The sequence below is a fragment of the Flavobacterium sp. genome (assembly GCF_020217025.1).
Classification (GTDB): domain Bacteria; phylum Bacteroidota; class Bacteroidia; order Flavobacteriales; family Flavobacteriaceae; genus Flavobacterium.
On record NZ_JAIWOF010000158.1, the window covers coordinates 1 to 18509 of the forward strand.

The 18509-nt window shown below is 31.9% G+C and carries 18 protein-coding genes and 2 tRNA genes; 4 read left to right on the plus strand and 16 right to left on the minus strand.

What is annotated here, in order from left to right; translation table 11 throughout:
• Positions 1–81: 81 nt before the first annotated feature.
• Positions 82–1044, minus strand: a complete 963-nt coding sequence (gldB, locus tag LDL23_RS07950; RefSeq protein WP_291265218.1) for a gliding motility lipoprotein GldB — start codon at positions 1042–1044, stop codon at positions 82–84.
• A gap of 81 nt (positions 1045–1125) precedes the next feature.
• Between gldB and nadE the strand changes: the two genes are divergently transcribed.
• Positions 1126–1932 (plus strand): NAD(+) synthase, encoded by an 807-nt coding sequence (nadE, locus tag LDL23_RS07955; protein WP_291265219.1) that lies wholly within the window; start codon positions 1126–1128, stop codon positions 1930–1932.
• A gap of 79 nt (positions 1933–2011) precedes the next feature.
• The gene (locus tag LDL23_RS07960; RefSeq protein ID WP_291265220.1) at positions 2012–2641 is read left to right on the plus strand and encodes a response regulator transcription factor; all 630 of its coding nucleotides are present in this window, start codon (positions 2012–2014) and stop codon (positions 2639–2641) included.
• On the opposite strand, the gene dnaG is transcribed toward LDL23_RS07960, so the two are convergent.
• The 7 genes from dnaG to rlmN form a co-directional block, all read right to left on the minus strand.
• Complete coding sequence (dnaG, locus tag LDL23_RS07965) at positions 2638–4614, minus strand: DNA primase (protein ID WP_291265221.1); 1977 nt, start codon at positions 4612–4614, stop codon at positions 2638–2640. The genes LDL23_RS07960 and dnaG overlap by 4 nt on opposite strands.
• A 134-nt stretch (positions 4615–4748) precedes the next feature.
• Complete coding sequence (locus LDL23_RS07970) at positions 4749–6359, minus strand: hypothetical protein (RefSeq protein WP_291265222.1); 1611 nt, start codon at positions 6357–6359, stop codon at positions 4749–4751.
• Between the two features lie 34 nt (positions 6360–6393).
• Positions 6394–7077 carry a hypothetical protein gene (locus LDL23_RS07975; RefSeq protein WP_291265223.1) on the minus strand — a complete coding sequence of 228 codons (684 nt, stop codon included), beginning with the start codon at positions 7075–7077 and terminating at the stop codon, positions 6394–6396.
• Positions 7064–7633 (minus strand): RNA polymerase sigma factor, encoded by a 570-nt coding sequence (locus LDL23_RS07980; protein WP_291265224.1) that lies wholly within the window; start codon positions 7631–7633, stop codon positions 7064–7066. The genes LDL23_RS07975 and LDL23_RS07980 overlap by 14 nt, the downstream gene beginning before the upstream one ends.
• Positions 7634–7896: 263 nt before the next feature.
• On the minus strand, positions 7897–8877 hold the full coding sequence (locus tag LDL23_RS07985; RefSeq protein WP_291265225.1) for a polyprenyl synthetase family protein: 981 nt from the start codon (positions 8875–8877) through the stop codon (positions 7897–7899).
• 117 nt (positions 8878–8994) lie between these two features.
• Positions 8995–10152 (minus strand): carboxypeptidase-like regulatory domain-containing protein, encoded by a 1158-nt coding sequence (locus tag LDL23_RS07990; protein ID WP_291265226.1) that lies wholly within the window; start codon positions 10150–10152, stop codon positions 8995–8997.
• A 133-nt stretch (positions 10153–10285) separates the two neighbouring features.
• Positions 10286–11326, minus strand: a complete 1041-nt coding sequence (rlmN, locus tag LDL23_RS07995) for a 23S rRNA (adenine(2503)-C(2))-methyltransferase RlmN (RefSeq protein ID WP_291265227.1) — start codon at positions 11324–11326, stop codon at positions 10286–10288.
• Positions 11327–11398: 72 nt separating this feature from the next.
• On the opposite strand from rlmN, the gene LDL23_RS08000 reads away from it, so the two are divergent.
• Positions 11399–12040: an O-methyltransferase gene (locus tag LDL23_RS08000; RefSeq protein ID WP_291265228.1), complete on the plus strand. Its 642-nt coding sequence runs from the start codon at positions 11399–11401 to the stop codon at positions 12038–12040.
• A 14-nt stretch (positions 12041–12054) separates the two neighbouring features.
• Here LDL23_RS08000 and LDL23_RS08005 read toward each other — a convergent pair whose 3' ends face one another.
• From LDL23_RS08005 to LDL23_RS08030, 6 genes are all read right to left on the minus strand, one after another.
• Complete coding sequence (locus tag LDL23_RS08005) at positions 12055–12615, minus strand: phosphatase PAP2 family protein (protein ID WP_291265235.1); 561 nt, start codon at positions 12613–12615, stop codon at positions 12055–12057.
• Positions 12615–12962, minus strand: coding sequence for a twin-arginine translocase TatA/TatE family subunit (locus tag LDL23_RS08010; protein WP_291265229.1), 348 nt, complete (start codon positions 12960–12962; stop codon positions 12615–12617). The genes LDL23_RS08005 and LDL23_RS08010 overlap by 1 nt, the downstream gene beginning before the upstream one ends.
• A gap of 100 nt (positions 12963–13062) precedes the next feature.
• Positions 13063–15339: a M1 family metallopeptidase gene (locus tag LDL23_RS08015; RefSeq protein WP_291265230.1), complete on the minus strand. Its 2277-nt coding sequence runs from the start codon at positions 15337–15339 to the stop codon at positions 13063–13065.
• Positions 15340–15354: 15 nt separating this feature from the next.
• Positions 15355–15861 carry a DUF6702 family protein gene (locus LDL23_RS08020; RefSeq protein WP_291265231.1) on the minus strand — a complete coding sequence of 169 codons (507 nt, stop codon included), beginning with the start codon at positions 15859–15861 and terminating at the stop codon, positions 15355–15357.
• A gap of 16 nt (positions 15862–15877) precedes the next feature.
• Entirely contained in the window at positions 15878–16633 is a 756-nt protein-coding gene (locus tag LDL23_RS08025) for a hypothetical protein (RefSeq protein WP_291265232.1), read from the minus strand.
• A gap of 67 nt (positions 16634–16700) precedes the next feature.
• Positions 16701–17468: a hypothetical protein gene (locus tag LDL23_RS08030; RefSeq protein ID WP_291265233.1), complete on the minus strand. Its 768-nt coding sequence runs from the start codon at positions 17466–17468 to the stop codon at positions 16701–16703.
• A 115-nt stretch (positions 17469–17583) separates the two neighbouring features.
• Here LDL23_RS08030 and pepE point away from each other — a divergent pair, with 115 nt between their 5' ends.
• Complete coding sequence (pepE, locus tag LDL23_RS08035) at positions 17584–18291, plus strand: dipeptidase PepE (protein ID WP_291265234.1); 708 nt, start codon at positions 17584–17586, stop codon at positions 18289–18291.
• Positions 18292–18324: 33 nt separating this feature from the next.
• Here pepE and LDL23_RS08040 read toward each other — a convergent pair.
• Positions 18325–18397: transfer RNA gene (locus LDL23_RS08040), tRNA-Gly, on the minus strand.
• A 34-nt stretch (positions 18398–18431) separates the two neighbouring features.
• Positions 18432–18504: transfer RNA gene (locus tag LDL23_RS08045), tRNA-Gly, on the minus strand.
• Between the last annotated feature and the right edge of the window lie 5 nt (positions 18505–18509).

Genomic DNA, 18509 nt, shown 5'->3' on the forward strand with positions numbered 1-18509 from the left:
GTGCTGTCCACAATAATTTGTCTGGAACGTTATTTTCGTCTAATCCTACGGTGATTTTTATATCGGATGTTTTCATATGTTTTATTGTTTCTTTGGTTTGTATTTTGAATTATCGAAGATGGTTTTTGCATCCATTGCTAACAATTCTTGCAAAGTAACTTCTTCATGATTTTCCATATAACTTCTTACTATTTGCCAACCTAACCATTGCCCTACTCTTCCTGGGGTTTGGTTATCAATTTCTAAATAGAATTTCGAAAACGGCCCTGGTTTTATAAATCGCAATTCATTTTTTGGATTAGAATCAAACAATAATTTGTTTTCAACTAAATTACTCCACATAAAATATTCGTTTTCTTGACAGAATTTGATTTGCAAATCGGTGTAACCAATTTTATCAGCATCTGAATAAAAGGGAATTAATTTGTCTTTTACATACAGTTCTTTTCCATAATAAATCATTGCAGATAATAAAGTTCTATCCATTGGAGGAGCTATTTTACCGTAACAAAACGTTGAAACTAAATCAGGTAAAATTTGATTTGGCTCTAAACTTTGCTTTTTATACTCAGGAAAATCAACATAAAAACGGTGTTCTTTTCCCAAATAACAATCTAAAGAAACCAAAGCCAAAGTATCCACATAAAAAGATTTTGCTTCCGTATCTACTTCATTAATTAGTGTAATTACTCTTGGTGTCTTGTATTTTGGAAAATAATATTGCACATAAGCAAACATTTTTTCCATATCTGCCTCAACAGGACCTAACGTTGGATATTTTATTTGTACTTCTTTGTACAATTCTTTTAATAAAGGATTTTTTAACTTGTTTACCCAAACAGAATCTGGATTTCCCGCAGGAAAAAAGAACGGATATTGCGCTTTTATTCTACTTAAATCCTCTGGTTTTGATTGATAAAAGATTTGATCGAAACGTTCTACTTTAAATTCAACTGGAATTTTTGCCACAGCTTCGTCCACTTTACTTTCTTCTTTACAAGAAAATAAAGCAACAGCAACAAGCGCAAATAATAATTTCTTCATATAGGGTATTTTTTATACTTTTATGGAACCAAAATTAGTTTGCAAATATACAGTTATCGACTTATAAATTTTCATAAAAAAATGACAAATTCTACCACATTTCAAGCCGAAAAAATCAACCAACATATTGTACAATGGTTACATGATTATGCTATTAACGCAAAAGTTAAAGGTTTTGTTGTGGGAATCTCGGGCGGAATAGACAGTGCTTTAACTTCTACTCTATGTGCGCAAACTGGATTACCAACATTATGTGTAGAAATGCCAATACACCAGGCGGAAAGTCAAGTTAATAGAGCTAATGAGCACATTGACCAGTTAAAAAAGCGTTTCCCAAATGTTTTTAACGAAAGAGCGGATTTGACACCTGTTTTTGAAAACTTTAAAAATCAAGTTCCTTCTAGTGAAAATGAAGCGGTATTAAATTTGTCTTTAGCAAATACACGCGCTCGTTTGCGCATGACAACTTTATATTATTTTGCAGGATTACACGGATTTTTAGTAGCCGGAACCGGAAATAAAGTAGAAGACTTTGGTGTGGGATTTTTTACAAAATATGGCGATGGCGGCGTAGATGTTAGCCCGATTGCGGATTTAGTTAAAAGCGAAGTTCGATTATTAGCTACTCATTTGCAAGTTCCTGAAAGTATCGTTAAAGCAAAACCAACCGATGGTTTATTTGGCGATGACAGAAGTGACGAAGATCAAATTGGCGCCAACTATGACGAACTAGAATGGGCGATGAATCAAATAGAAAACGGAAAAACTCTTGAAGATTTTTCTGGAAGAGAAGCTGAAGTGTTCAAAATCTACAAAAGACTGAATACTATTAACCAACACAAAATGAATCCTATACCGATTTGCAGTATCCCAAAAGACCTCAAATAATTATCTTAATAATTAACAAGTAATTACATTTTTTTTATTAACTTTGATAGTATATTACGAATAATATAATTTTTTAGTTATGATCAAAATAGGTATAGCAGACAGTTTACCTGTTGTAAGCCATGGATTACAATCGTATTTTCATGGAAACAGCAGAATGGAGGTTATTGCATCGGCTAAAAATTTAGAATCTTTACTTTCACTTTTAGAAGCAAAACATTGCGACATTCTTATTCTCGATGTAGAATTAGATGGTTTATCAAGCATTAGAGACATCAAAAGCTTGTTGAAAGATTTTCCTGAAACCAAAATTGTTTTGTTTACAAATGTTTCCGAACAGATGTATGCCCCAACAGCAATTAAAGCAGGAGTTTCAGCTTATGTTTCCAAAAAAAGTGATTTAAAAGATCTAGAAGCCACAATAACAAAAGTAACAGAAGGCAAAGTCATCTTTAGCGAAACTGTTAAAAAAAGCATCGAAATGCTAAGCAAAGGCAAAAAATCGGAGCGATTGTTTAAAAAATTATCCACTAGAGAAATTGAAGTACTTCGTTACCTAAATGATGGTAAGAAAAACAAAGAAGTAGCCCAAATTCTAGGTTTAGATGAAAAAACAATCAGTACGTATAAATTGCGTTTGTTGGCTAAATTAAATGTAACCAACTTAGTGGATTTATTGAAAAAAGCAAAAGATTTAGATGTAATTTAATTGTATCTTGAAAGAACTCTACCCAAGTTTTTAGAAAAGATATGTGTTAACCCCAAATAAGCCATTACCATTTCCAGAGTTTCTGAGTTATCAGAATTTTCGTCGGTTGAAATTGAATTTTTCAAATCGTCGATAATGTTATTGACTAAATACCATCGCAATGTGATAATCGTCTCGGTTACGTATTGGCTTATGGTGGTTTCTTTTTGTTTTACATAAATTTGCTGTACTTCCCAATTGTGTAATACCTCACGTTCTTCGTTCATAAGAATCGTGGTGACTTCTTGTGCCAATTCCTCAGGCAATTGCATTAAGTATTTATCCAACTCAAAAACCTCATTTTCATTGAAATACGCAATTAAATGATTAAAAATGGCTTTAAAAATTGGGTTAGCCAATTCTACCTCATCTTCTTGCAAACTTAGATAGATTCGTTGAAAAACTTTATAGTTATTTTGCTCTTTTACTTCAACCATTTCCCCATCTTCATTTTGAGCTAAAATGGTATCTTCAAACTCTACTTCTTTGTCACCATACAACAACAAAATCTGAATGATTTTATGTTCCAATTCGTATTGAATATCTACTTTAGTTGTTGGCTGAGCAATATCGTTTCTAACAACTTCAAAAGCTTTCTGTTCCTCTTTAAATTGTTTATTAGCTTCTGATAAATCTTTCTTTACTAATTGCGCTAAGGTATTAAAAAGCACATCTTCGGAAATATCCATGATTCGGGAACATTCCTTAATGTAAACTTCACGTTTAATTCGGTCTGGAATTTTAGAAATACTAATGACCATATCACGAATTAAATCGGCTTTTTTAATTGGATCATTTTTAGCTTCTTGCATCAATAAAGACGCTTTGAACTGAATGAAATCTTTGGCGTTATCTTCGAAATATTGCAACAAATCTTCATACGAAGTTTTTCTCGCAAAACTATCCGGGTCATCGCCATCAGGAAACGTACACACTTTTACGTTCATTCCAGCTTCCAAAATCAAATCGATTCCTCGAATCGAAGCTCGAAGTCCGGCTGCATCACCATCGAAAAGTACTGTAATATTAGGCGTTAATCGATTAATCAAACGAATTTGGTCTGGTGTTAAAGCAGTTCCTGAAGAAGCAACTACATTTTCAATTCCAGCTTGATGCATTTGAATAACATCTGTATACCCTTCCACCAAATAACAATTGTTTAGTTTGGCAATAGATTGCTTTGCATGGAAAATTCCGTACAAAACTTTACTCTTGTGGTAAATATCACTTTCAGGCGAATTCAGATATTTTGCAGCTTTTTTATCATTGGTCAAAATACGACCACCAAAACCCAAAACACGTCCGCTCATACTTTGAATCGGAAACATTACACGACCTTTGAATCGGTCGAATTGCTTGTCTTCCTTTACAATCGAAAGTCCGGTTTTGTTTAAATATTCTAATTTATATCCTTTTCCTAATGCTTCTTTGGTAAAAGCATCCCAAGTTTCTGGTGAATATCCTAATCCGAATTTCTTAATCGTATCGGAAGTAAAACCACGTTCTTTAAAATACGATAGTCCGATAGCTTTTCCTTCTTCGGTTTCTAATAAAGTGTGATGAAAATATTTCTGAGCGAATTCAGAAACCAAATACATACTCTCTTTTTCATTGGCTTGCGCTACATCTTCATCGGTTTGAACCGTTTCTTCTATCTCAATATTGTATTTTACCGCTAAATATTTGATAGCTTCTGGATACGTAAAATGTTCGTGCTCCATTAAGAACGTCACGGCATTTCCACCTTTTCCAGAAGAAAAATCTTTCCAAATTTGTTTTACAGGAGAAACCATAAACGAAGGCGATTTCTCGTTCACAAATGGAGACAATCCTTTCAAATTACTTCCGGCACGTTTGAGTTGAACAAAATCACCAATCACCTCCTCAACTCGGGCGGTTTCAAATACTTTTTCTATGGTGTCTTTTGATATCAAAATAGATTTTTGGATTTTAAAAAAACGAATTCAAAGTTACAAAGTTAATCTATAAAAAAATGCAGGAAAACAAAAAAAGCACTTCATATTTCTGAAGTGCTTTTTTAAACAGAGAACTTAACTTAACCCTAAATTTAATTAAAATCAAAGCGTATTCCTAATGAAACGTTGTTTTGATCTATATTATTGTTCTTGAACATCGGATTTAAATCATATTTAACATATAGACTGGTTTGACCATATCCTAAATAAGCGCTCAACCCGTATGTAAAGTCCGAAACATTGAAATCTCCTTTTTGTTTTTCTTTTACTTTAATGTCGTCAACTTCATATTTTAAAATTTGCTTTGATTTGATACGAACACCTCCATAACCTCCAATTCCTAAACGAACCGACTCATGTGTTCTGAAGTATGTTTTAGTCCCGTCTTTTGAAAGTTTCTTTGGCGTAAAATCGAATTCTAAATGCAATGGCGCTGTTAAATACACATTTCTAAAACGAGAATCATCTAATTTAATAGCTGATGTAACTAAATCTGTTTGGTCTCCATTTTTAACAAAATAACGATTATCCGTAGGACGAAGATTGTTATACATTAATGAAAGTCCGTATTTAGCATGAAGTAAATTATTGTTTTTTAAAATTCTTGAATTATACGTAACTCCCCATTCATAAAAATGCGAACCCCAAACTCTGTAATCTGAATCTTCTAAATTTTCGCCCTCAGTAATTACATTATTTAAACCAAATGCAAAAACAAATTGCGAAGTTGTTCTTTTGGATTTTTTTTCTACTTTGTCTTTTTCACCCGTGTATATTTTCATAGAACCTAAGTTGATTTCAGTTCTGTTTTCTCCAATAGAATCATCTTTACTGCTTCCCAAAATGATTCTAGTTCCGCCTCTTTTTGGCTTATCATTAGAATCAGCAATTTTCCCATCCACTTTATCCTGAACCAATTGTGCTAATTTTGCTTCTTCAATTGCTACTTTTGTTTCGATATTATTAGCGCGTTCTTGAGCAATATTCGTTTTTAATTCTTGTGCTTTTTCAGCAGTAATTTTACCTTCACTTACTTGTACATCGATGGCTTCAACTTCTTTCTTTAAAGCGTTTTTTTCTTCCGTGGTAATCATTTCAATGTTATTTGCAATTACCTTCGCTTTATCTTCAAATGAAATACTTTTTGAATTTCTACCTTTAATAGTTCCAGTCTCTGAAACAGAATCATCTACAATTTCAAGTTGTATATCTTTAAACCAAATTTGACCTGTTCCATCTAATAACACTCCGTAAGAGAAATCAGTTGCATCTTGAGGCACAAATAAAACAACTTCGTATTTAGTCCAATCATTTGTTCCTTCAATAGCTCTATTTTGCATATTATCAAAAGCAAGAACTTTATCATCATAATAATCGATACGCATCCAAAGTCCAGCCCAAGATTTTACTTTTTCACTTTTCACATACCCTGTCATTTTGATAGTTTTACCTAAATATAAATCAGGTTTTCCCGATTTCATTAAGGTTCCAAATCCATGAATTTTCTTATCGGTAGATCGAATAGTAAAAACTTTTTGTTCATTAGATGTTTCTTTTTTCGACAAACCCATTTCATAACTCTCTGGCTTACTTCCGCGTACCATCCACTCGGTTGATTTTTCTATGGTTTCTAGCTCCTGAGCAACTGCTTTTGTTAGGAAACTAAACACAATAACAATTGTGTACAAAATAATTTTTTGCATGACTGTTTGATTTTTAATTAATGATGATTTTTATTTATTCGTAATTTCTATTGGCTAATGCCGATTTGGCATCTTTAAACTTTCTATTTAGTTTTTCTAAAGTAGTTTCTCTGTGATTTACATCTAATTCCTTTTCAACAGCTGTTAGTAATGAATTAGCATCTACTTTCATCTTAGTTTTTGGACTTATTTTTTTATCTGAAGTGATTACTTTTTCACCTGTTTGAACTTCAGCTAATAAATTTTCAGGCGAAACATATTTGTAAGTGTTGGGTGTTGGGTGTTGGGTGTTGGGTGTTATTTTTTCTTCCAAAACATTTTCCTCTTTTATCACTTTATTTGTTTCAACTGATTTTAAATTTCTTGTTGGTTTTGAATTATTTATTTCATTCTGAGCCAAAACAGATTTTACATTTTCAACAGAAATTTCATTTATTTTATTGGTTTCAACCGTATCAATTTCTTCGTTGATAGTGGTTACAATTGGCGTTGAATTATTAATTTCGGTTGTTTCGTTTGAATTGAAAAGGAAAAATCCCAATCCTAAAAAAAGTATCGTAGAAGCGGCTACAAAAAACCATCCGTAACCTTTCTTTGGCTTTTTTTCTTCTGAAACCGTAAGCATAGCATCTAAGCGATCCCAAGCTTGAGCAGAGGGCTGAATTTCTCTAGCATTCAGCTTTTCTCTTATTTGATTATCTATTTTATTTGGTTCCATTTAATTTGTTTTTTAAGTCGGTGATTTGTTGTTGCAATAACTTTCGGGCGTGTGATAATTGCGATTTTGATGTTCCTTCACTTATTTTGAGCATTTCGGCTATTTCCTGATGTTTGTAGCCTTCAATCGCGTATAAATTAAACACCATTTTATAACCGTCGGGCAAATTATCAATCATGTTTTGGATATCATCTACCGAAAAATCTTCCATTTCATACACCGATTCGTTTTTGCTAACCGTAACCTCTTCAATATCTTGATAGTTGAAATTGTTCTTTTTCACCCGAAGAAAATCGATACATTCATACACCATAATTCTTCTAATCCAACCTTCAAAACTACCTTTGTGTTCAAAATTTTTCAGATTGGTAAACACTTTCATAAATGCAGTAATCATTACATCTTCTGCGTGGTGAATGTCTTTTATATATTGACGACACACACTTAACATTTTAGAAGAAAACTTGGCATAAATCTGCTGTTGTGCTTGCCGATTGTTTTCGACAGCCAACATAATCAGTTGTTTTTCTTCTTGATGTAATTGAATTACTTTCATTGTCAAGTTCAATGTCAAGTTCAATGTCAAGTTCAATGTCAAGTTCAATATCAAACTCAAATTTATATTAATTGAAATTGATTTTTGCTCTTGCTCTTGTTATTGAATTATTGCTTCTAATTATATAGACGAGAATGATTTTAAAATGGTTGCATGAAATATGAAAAAAAATAAAAAACTTATGATTCTGGAACACAGATTGAAATAATTAAAGAAATTTTAAAAATTGAAACTGACTTTTGTCCTTGAAATTGAAATTGTTTTTATTTTTTTCTTTCAATAACGTAATTTACCATTAAAATAAGGGAATCTTTATAGGGAGATGTTGGGAAATCTTGTAATAACGAAAGTGCTTCTTGCTGAAATTGCACCATTTTTTCTTCGGCGTAAGTTAATCCGTTTTTGTCTTTTACAAATTGAATTACTTCTTTTACGCGCTTTTTATCTTTGTTATGATTCTTAACCGAATTGATTACCCAACTTTTTTCTTTTGAGGAACAATTATTCAAAGCGTAAATCAATGGTAAAGTCATTTTTTGTTCTTTGATGTCGATTCCGGTTGGTTTTCCAATGGCATCATCGGTATAATCGAATAAATCGTCTTTGATTTGGAACGCCATTCCGATTAATTCTCCGAATTTACGCATTTTTTCAACCACATCTTTATCTTCTGGAGCCACTGAACAAGCGCCAAGCGAACAACAAGCGGCAATTAATGTAGCGGTTTTTTGTCGGATGATTTCGTAGTAAACATCTTCGGTGATATCTAATCTTCTGGCTTTTTCGATTTGAAGTAATTCACCTTCACTCATTTCGCGAACAGCAACTGAAATGATTTTTAACAAATCGAAATCGTTATTATCAATAGAAAGCAATAATCCTTTTGACAATAAATAATCGCCTACTAAAACGGCAATTTTATTTTTCCAAAGGGCGTTCAAAGAGAAAAATCCACGACGTTTGTTACTGTCATCAACCACATCATCATGCACTAAAGTTGCGGTATGAATTAATTCAATAACCGAAGCACCACGATACGTTCGTTCATTAATAGTACCACCAGAAACCATTTTAGCAGTTAAGAAAACAAACATCGGTCGCATTTGTTTCCCTTTTCGGTTTACAATATAATGTGTAATTCTGTTTAATAAAGCTACTTTTGAAGACATGGAATCGCGAAACTTCTCTTCAAAGAGTTCCATTTCATTTGCGATGGGGAGCTTTATTTGTTCGGTTATTTTCATTGAGGTATCAAAAATACAAAAACAATCTCGTTAGTCAAAAGTTTAGCAAAAGATTATAAAAAAAGAGACTTCGAACTTTTTCGAAATCTCTTTGATTTTTTTAGAAAGAGGAAACAATTAATTTTTAATAGAGTCCACAAATTGTTGCTCACTTTCTTTTAAAGGAAAAATGTTGTTCATTTTCCAAAATTTTTCGGTGTAATTAGTGCCGGCTTCAAAAATGGTTTTACCACCAAACCCTTTTTCCGGTATTTCTACATCGTTTTTACTATCAAGCACTAATAAATCAAAAGTACCACTAACATTATCGTGCACTTTCTTACCCATCTGAATAAATATACTAAAACTGTTTTTATAGTAAACCAATTCATATTGGTTATTTACAAACTTAAACTTGCACCAAACGGATTGATCATTCAGTTTTAATTTGGCAATCAATATATTTTTGAGTTTTGAATTTTTTCTATGCGAATCAGCTATTTCAACTTTAAATTCAATTATTTTATTGGATTTATTATCTACGATAACATAACCTTCATACAACAACTCATCGCTATCTACATTCGGAATTATTTTAATGTATTCGTATTCAAATCCAGCAGCATCTCTTCTTAAATAACGATCAAAAGTATATTCTTTACTCTTGATAAGATTTTCAATTCCATCAAAATTATAAGCATATTTTACAAAATCTCTTACATTATAGGCTGAATTCATTCCGTTTAAAACAGAACTAGTCGAATCTTGTAAATTGGATTTTACAGCTCTACTTTGATTAATTAGCAAAACCGATTTACCATTTCCTTTTTTAATGAAATAATCCATTTTGGCATCTGCATACTTTGTATATTGATTATTGATTTTTACAATTTCTCTACCATATGTAGTTAACTTAGTGTTTTTTACGGCACGAACTTTAGCATCTTTTATCAACGATTTTAAAAAATCTCTTCCAGAAACGTTTGAGATTATTAATTCATCTAAAATATAGACTTTTGGAGTTAAAAAAATTTCAACTTCTTTAGTATCAAATACAACTTTCTTAGTTTCGTAATTGATATGGCTAATTTCAACTTCTTTGATGTTTTGTAATGAAAATTCACCATTTTCATTTGTCATCGTTCCAGTCAAATTAGCTGAATGATCTTTGTAAATAATATTTACAAACGGAACCGTTTCTTTTGTTTCTGCATTTTTTACAATACCTTTCGTGTTATTTTCTTGAGAAAAACCAAATGTAAAAAAAAGTAGAAAAAATAAGATGTGCTTAATCATAATGTCAGATGTGTGTTAGTCAAACTGAATTTGTTTTTACTCATCATTCAGTTGCACGAAGATACTATTTCTTACAAAAAAACAAGTGTTTCTTACATCTTTTTAAAGCACAAAAATTATGAAAATTGAATTTTTACGATTTATTCGCCAATTGTCCACAAGCCGCATCAATATCTTTACCGCGACTTCTTCTTACTTTAGCCACGATATTATTTTTTTCTAAAGCAGTTATGTAAGCATTAGTAGCTTCTTCAGAGGCTTGTTGAAACATGCCATCATCAATTGGATTATATTCAATCAAATTTACTTTACAAGGGACATATTTACAAAATTTCACTAAAGCATCAATCGATTTTTTATCGTCGTTGATTCCTTTCCAAATCACATATTCGTAAGTAATTTTACTTTTGGTTTTTCTGTACCAATATTCCAAACTCTCACGCAAATCGGTTAATGGAAAGTTTTTAGTAAATGGCATGATTTCGTTTCGAATTTCCTCAACAGCTGAATGTAAGGAAACTGCTAGTTTGAATTTAACCTCATCATCGGCCATTTTCTTAATCATTTTCGGAATTCCAGAAGTAGAAACGGTGATTCGCTTTGGCGACATTCCTAAACCTTCATTAGACGTAATCATATCAATCGCTTTCATCACGTTTGGATAATTCATCAAAGGTTCACCCATTCCCATAAAGACAATATTGGATAAAGGTCGGTCGTAATACAAACGGCTTTCATTATCAATGGCAGCTACTTGGTCATAGATTTCTCCTGGTTCCAAATTACGCATACGTTTTAATCGAGCCGTTGCACAAAAATTACAATCTAAACTACAACCTACTTGCGAAGAAACACAGGCGGTAGTTCGAGTTTCTGTAGGAATCAAAACCGATTCTACAATTAAGTCATCGTGCAAACGAACGGCATTTTTAACGGTTCCATCTTCGCTACGTTGTAACGTATCTACTTTGATATGATTGATTACAAAGTTAGCTTCTAACATGGCGCGCGTTTCCTTAGACACATTAGTCATATCTTCAAAAGTATGCGCGCGTTTTTGCCATAACCACTCATACACTTGGTTACCGCGAAACGCTTTGTCTCCGTTGGAAACAAAAAAGTTACGCAATTGTTCTTTGGTTAGTGCTCGTATGTCTTTTTTCTCGATTTGCATGGTGCAAAGTTAGGTTAAAATGTCAAAACCTTTAATTGTTAATTTGTATTTTTGTCAAAATTTGATTTTAATATGCATTTCATATCAGAAGATTTAGAAGATTACGTTGCCAATCATTCACAAGCGGAACCTGAATTATTAGCGAAATTAAATAAAGAAACCTACCAAAAAATCATGCAACCACGAATGTTGAGTGGTCATTTTCAAGGTAGAGTTTTGAGTATGCTTTCGAAAATCATTCGTCCGAAACATATTTTGGAAATTGGAACCTATACAGGTTATGCGGCGTTATGTTTAGCGGAAGGAATGGCTGAAAACGGAACTTTAGACACCATTGATATTGAAGAAGAATTAGTCGATTTTCAAAGAAAATATTTTGATGCTTCGCCATGGAAAGATCAAATTTTTCAACACTTAGGCGATGCGGTAACTATTATCCCAACTTTGAATAAAAAATTTGATTTGGTTTTTATTGATGCTGATAAAGAAAATTACGTGAATTATTTTCACCTAATTGTTCCCATGATGAACAAAGGCGGAATTATTTTATCTGACAATGTTCTGTGGAGCGGAAAAGTTTTAGAAGAAGTAAAACCAAATGATAAAAGTACTCCTGTTTTATTAGAATATAATCAATTATTAAATACAGACCCAAGAGTGGAAACGGTTTTATTGCCTATTCGTGATGGTTTAACGGTTAGTCGTGTTTTATAGTTTTTAGTCGCAGTTTAAAAATTATATTTTTTACCTAAAATCAAATACAATTTATAGAATCCGAAACCAAAAATTCCTCCAACAAGATAACCTGTAAGAATATCTCCAGGATAGTGCAATCCTAAGTAAATTCTACTGTAAGCAAAAATTAGAGGGAATAAAAACAACAAATAGGTATGTTTGTAATATTTTCGAATAATTAAAACTATAAAAGTTGTTGAAGCCATTGAATTTGCAGCATGACCAGAGAAAAAACTGAATGATTTTCTAGTGATAACTTCACGCATTAAACCATCAAATTCGGGATTATTACAAGGTCGTAAACGTTCGAATGAATATTTAAATAAATTCGTAATTTGGTCGGTAAATGTTAACAATACTACTAAAAAAAGAATAATAATTCCCAAACCTTTCCAACCTAGTTTTTTTTGTATTAGATAAAAAACTCCAATAAAAAGTGGTGACCAGTAAATCTGTTTAGTAATAATTTTCCAAAAACCATCAAAAGGCTCAGAACCCAATCCGTTTAAAAAAAGGAATAATTCTTTATCTAAGTATATTAAGTGTTCCAAAATTACATTTGTCTTTTTATAGGTCCGGTAATATTTTCAATATCTTCTTTAACTTGCTCTATAGGATTTTGAACATCTAAATTAATGTTTTCCATAGGATTTACCATTTTAGAAATCCCTTCTTTTGCTTTAGCTATTTCTTCAGAAACTCCACCAGTTAAAGTATTCATATCCAATCCTGCTTCTTGAGTTCCTTTTTGGATTTCACTCTTAATTTCGTTGGTAGCATTTTTTAATTGCGCCATTCCTTTACCTAAAGCACGAGCAATATCTGGAATCTTATCTGATCCAAATAACATCAAAACAACTAAAATGATGAAAAACAATTCACCTCCTCCAATTCCAAACATTGTGTATTTTTGAAAATTAACTTCGCAAAGTTACAAAGTTTTACACCTACTTTATCTTAAAGTAATCAAAAAAAAGACTATCCGAAGATAGCCTTAGTTCTTATTTTTTATCTAACGTATCAAATTTTGATACTGTTTCTGCTTTAGGCCAATAATTATTTTCAACATCAATATCAGCTGTTTCTAATTTTGGATCTAGTTGAATTTTTACAACTTTTTTATCTGTTGCAAAAACTCGTTTAGCAGTATCATTATTTCTTCTCCAAATTTGAGCAGGGAATTTTTGAGTTTCGCTTGTTCCATCTTCAAACTGAAGCTCTACGATGATTGGCATGATTAATCCTCCTGGTTTTTCAAACTCTACTTCATAGAAATATTTAGGAGATTTTAAAGCATTCTTTTCTTCAGCTGTATAATTTTTATTTACATAGTCAGAAAGTGCTTGAACACTATTAACATCCATTGCTTTTTTTAATTCAGGTTTAAAATCAGGAGCATCTTCAGCAACTAAGTACAACATTGGTTCTCCATCGCTAATTTTTCTTCCTCTTCTATTAAACATAGCCTGAGTTTCTTTTGAAGCTTCTGTAGAAACATAATATTGCTTTACTGTTTTCACACCAATATCGGTATAATCTGTTGAATAGAACCAACCTCTCCAAAACCAATCTAAATCAACTGCAGAAGCATCTTCCATTGTTCTAAAGAAATCTTCTGGTGTTGGGTGTTTGAATTTCCAACGATTCGCGTATGTTTTGAATGCATGATCAAATAATTCATGACCCATGATAGTTTCTCTCAAGATATTTAAACCTGTTGCTGGTTTTCCATAAGCATTAGCACCAAAGTTGTAAATATTTTCAGAGTTTGACATAATAGGCTCTAAATATTTTTGATTTCCTTTCATGTAAGGTACAATATTTTTAGCTGGACCTCTAGTTGCTGGGAAATTTGGATCGAAAGAAGTTTCTGTTAAGTATTCTAAGAATGTATTTAAACCTTCATCCATCCAAGACCATTGTCTTTCATCAGAGTTGACAATCATTGGAAAGAAGTTATGTCCTACTTCGTGAATAATAACACCTAACATTCCATATTTAATTCTATCACTCACAAAACCTTTTTCATCAGGGCGACCGTAGTTCCAACAAATCATTGGATATTCCATTCCTTGATCTTCTGCAGAAACTGAAACTGCTTTTGGATAAGGATAATCAAATGTAAAATGAGAATACGTTTTTAAAGTATGTGCTACCGCTTTTGTAGATAAATCACCCCAAAGTGGATTTGCTTCTTTTGGATAAATTGAAATTGCTAATGGTTTGTTAGTTGGTAAATCAACTGCCATGGCATCAATTATAAATTTTCTTGAAGTTGAGAAACCAAAATCACGAACGTTTTGTGCTTTAAATTTCCATGTTTTCTTTTTATCAGAAAAGCTACTTTCTTTAGCAATTGCTTCTTCTTGGGTAACAATTACTACTGGCTTATCAAAAGTTTTCTCTGCTAATTCCCATCTTTTTACTTGTTCTGCGGTAAAAACTTCGCTTCTGTTTTGTAACACTCCTGTTCCTTCCATAACGTGGTCAGCAGGAACTGTAATATTTACTTCGTAATCACCGAAAGCTAAAGCAAACTCACCTCTACCCCAGAATTGCATGTTTTGCCATCCTTCTACATCATTGTAAACAGCCATTCTTGGAAAAAACTGTGCCATTACATACAAACGGTTTCCATCAGGAAATTGCTCATATCCAGAACGACCATTATTGGCTTGTTCCATGTAATTTACAATATTGTACCACCATTTGATTGAGAACGAAACTTTTTCGCCATTTTTCAATGGTTTAGGCAAATCGATACGCATCATGGTTTGATTGATGGTATATTTCATTGGATTTCCTTTAGCATCTTTAACATATTCGATATTAAAACCACCTTGAAAAGGGCTTCCCATATATTTTTTTGTAAAACCACTTGTTGAAATGGCCTTATCCATATTTTGACTTTCTATTAATGGTGTTTTAGAATCAGGTCTTTCGATATTTTGATCTAATTGTACCCATAAATATTCTAACGATTCTTTAGCGTTGTTGTGATAAGTAATGGTTTCAGAGCCATACAGTTTTTTATTCTTATCATCTAACTCCAAATTCATTACATAATCTGCTTTTTGTTGATAATAAGCTGGTCCTGGAGCTCCAGAAGCCGTTCTAAACATATTTGGAGTAGCCATTTCGTCATACATTTGACGAAACTTATTCTCATTATAATGTCCAGGTTCGCGCTTTTTTTCTTCTGGTTTAACATCCTGAGCGATTGCTCCGAAAGTCACTGCTAAAGTCAAGAAAGCACTAAGTACAATTGATTTTTTCATAATATTTCAATTCTTTTAATAGTCAATTTTTTGCTGCGTATCACTATTAGTAAACAAAAAGCTATTTTTGTTACTATTAATATTTACATGAACAATATTTTGTTGCTCTTTATAAATATCTGTTAATAATGAATTAAAGATTTCGAAGGTATTTATTTTTTTCGAAATGGCAATTTTAGTATAAAAAATTAACACATCGCCTTCTACTTCTCTAGCCAAATAAACAATCTCCTGAGGTTTTTTATTGATAGAAATTTTAATATTTTCTTTGAGATATGTTTTAATTAATGTTTCAGCTTCGGGTAACTCTTTTGTTGAAGTTAAATACACTTTTTTCTTGTATTTCTTTTCTAGGGCTTTTTCTAAATCATCAATAAAAATTCGATGTGTAATTTCTATTCTTTTTTTATTTGGCACATAGTCGATTTGGGTTACCGAAACATAAAATTTGTGCCAAGCAAACGAGCTTAATAAAACTACTAGAATAATTGGAGTAAAATATCGTAAAAATTTCTTCTTCATGTGGTAAAAATAGCAATTATTCTTTTTGATTTCCTAATTTGTATTCTTTTGCTTTTATAGTTAAATATTGAATTAGTTGTAATTCATATTCAGGTTTTAAAAACAATGATAAATCTTTAACTGGCATTTCGGCATATTGCAAAAACATTGGAATATCTTCATGCTTAATTTTCAAGGTTTCTGTAAAGAAATTATGTGTAAAACGTTCAAACATATGATCTGAGAATGATTTTGTTTGAATATCACGTTGTCTTCGTTCCTCAAGAACTAACTCTGAGTTCTTTTTAGGATTACCTTTTATTCCGAGTAATTTTCCAATACCTTTACCTATTAACTTTAAATCAAAATTAGAACCATTAGGAGCTAATGGATTGTAAATTGCAGTATTTACGGGTGTTTTAGAACGAACATCATCCTCATAATATTTCACTGCCTTAGCATCAATACCACTAAAAGCTTCTCCATAAACCTGAATTCGCTTGGTATCTTCTTTTAAAGTTCCGGTTAAAGTGTAAGGAGTAATTTCTACTTCATTTAATTCTGTAACTTTTATGTGAAGTCTGATTTCTAATTCTTCTAACCAAAAATCCTTTTCTGTTAATATATATATTTTGGAATTGTATGAAAGCCCCTGAACATATAAGGTATCAGTTGCTTTTGCTTTAATCGAAAATTTTCCATCAACATTTGTAACAGCTCCAACATTTGAAGTGATATTGTAAACGGTTAAGTTTTCCACTTCAATAGAATCTGCAACTATCTTTCCTTTCAAAATTTTTCTTTCAACTTCTTGGGAAAAACAGAATTGACTAAAAAGAAATATAAAAAATAGCACCCAATTATTTTTCATCTATATTCTTGTTTGAAATTATCAATTCTTTCATTTTTAAATATTCCACGGCTAATTCTGAAAGAACAAAGGTTGCCATTGTTTTATTTTTATCTTTCATTGCCATAACAAATCGACTATTCTCAACTACATAAAATAAAAAACCATCTACATAATCTTCAGGAATTTTTAAAACATCTGTAAAATATTCTTTTTGGTAATAATCAGCCGTTGCATCAATTAAAAACTCATTTTTCTCTATTTGAACTTCTTTTTTTAACATTCGAGTTCTACCAGAAATCCAGTTAAGTAAAGGATCTAATCCTATTTTTGTGTTAGTACCATATTGTCCATCAAGGTCGCTTGCCGTTTTAAGTTTTCGTTCGGCTGGTGTGTAGGTTTTTTGATTTTTCGGAATAATTCCTAAAGAAACTGCATTAATGTTTTTATACTGAACAATAGTAACTTCTTCTAATTCATTGAGCTTTGATTTCATTTCTACAAACAACAAATTTTCGCCAAAATCATCTTTTTCAATGATATGCTTTGTTGCAATTAAATGAATTGCGCTAAATTGTAACGTATCACCAATTGCAACTCGAATAGCAAAATAACCTCTATCATCGGTTGCAATTCCGATTCCTTTATTTAAATTTAAAATATGAATTCCTTCTAAACTACTAGAAGTAGAAACGACTTTTCCTTTTATAATTGTATCAGATTGAGCCCAACCCAACAAAGAGAAAAACATAAAAAAAAGAAGTAATCGTTTTATCATAAAGGAATTGTTTTAATTGATATGTAAATGTAATTGGTTCTCTTCAAAATGAAATCCTAACAAGATGATAAACTTATGTTAAGACAAATTTGGTAGCTTTGTAAAAAAATAATCGATGAAAAATATAATTATTGCCAGCACTTCTACTTTACATGGAGGTGAATATTTAGACTATTTATTACCTGAATTGCAATCGTTCTTTTCTAATGTAAAAGAATTACTTTTTATTCCATATGCAAGACCTAGCGGAATTTCACATGATGATTATACTAAAAAAGTTAGCGAAGCTTTTGATAAAATTAACATCGTTGTGAAAGGAATTCACGAATTTGAAAACCCAATCGAAGCCATTGAAAAAGCACAAGGAATTTTTACGGGTGGAGGAAATACATTTTTGTTAGTTAGCCAATTGTATAAAAACAATGTTATTGACACGTTAGAAAAAGTAGTCAAAAAAGGAACACCTTACTTAGGAACTAGCGCTGGAAGTAACATTTGTGGTTTAACAATGAGTACCACGAACGATATGCCGATTGTGTACCCTCCTAGCTTTAGAACTTTAGGATTTGTTTCCTTCAATATCAATCCACATTATTTAGATCCGATTGAAGGTTCTACTCACATGGGTGAAACGCGTGAAACTAGAATTAATGAATTTCATCATTTTAATCCGCAACCTGTTGTAGGATTAAGAGAAGGAAGTTGGTTAGAAGTGAAAGGCGATTCTGTAAAATTAAAAGGAACTTTAACAGCAAGAATTTTCAAGAGAAACGAAACTCCATTTGAAGTAGCTCCAGAAACCGAACTTAACGAATTGAAATAAAAAAAGCCTTGCAAATGCAAGGCTTTTTTGTAGAGCGGAAGACGAGGCTCGAACTCGCGACAACCAGCTTGGAAGGCTGGAGCTCTACCAACTGAGCTACTTCCGCAGGTGATAATTTTTAAAACTTTATCTTGTTTAAGAGCGGAAGACGAGGCTCGAACTCGCGACAACCAGCTTGGAAGGCTGGAGCTCTACCAACTGAGCTACTTCCGCATAAC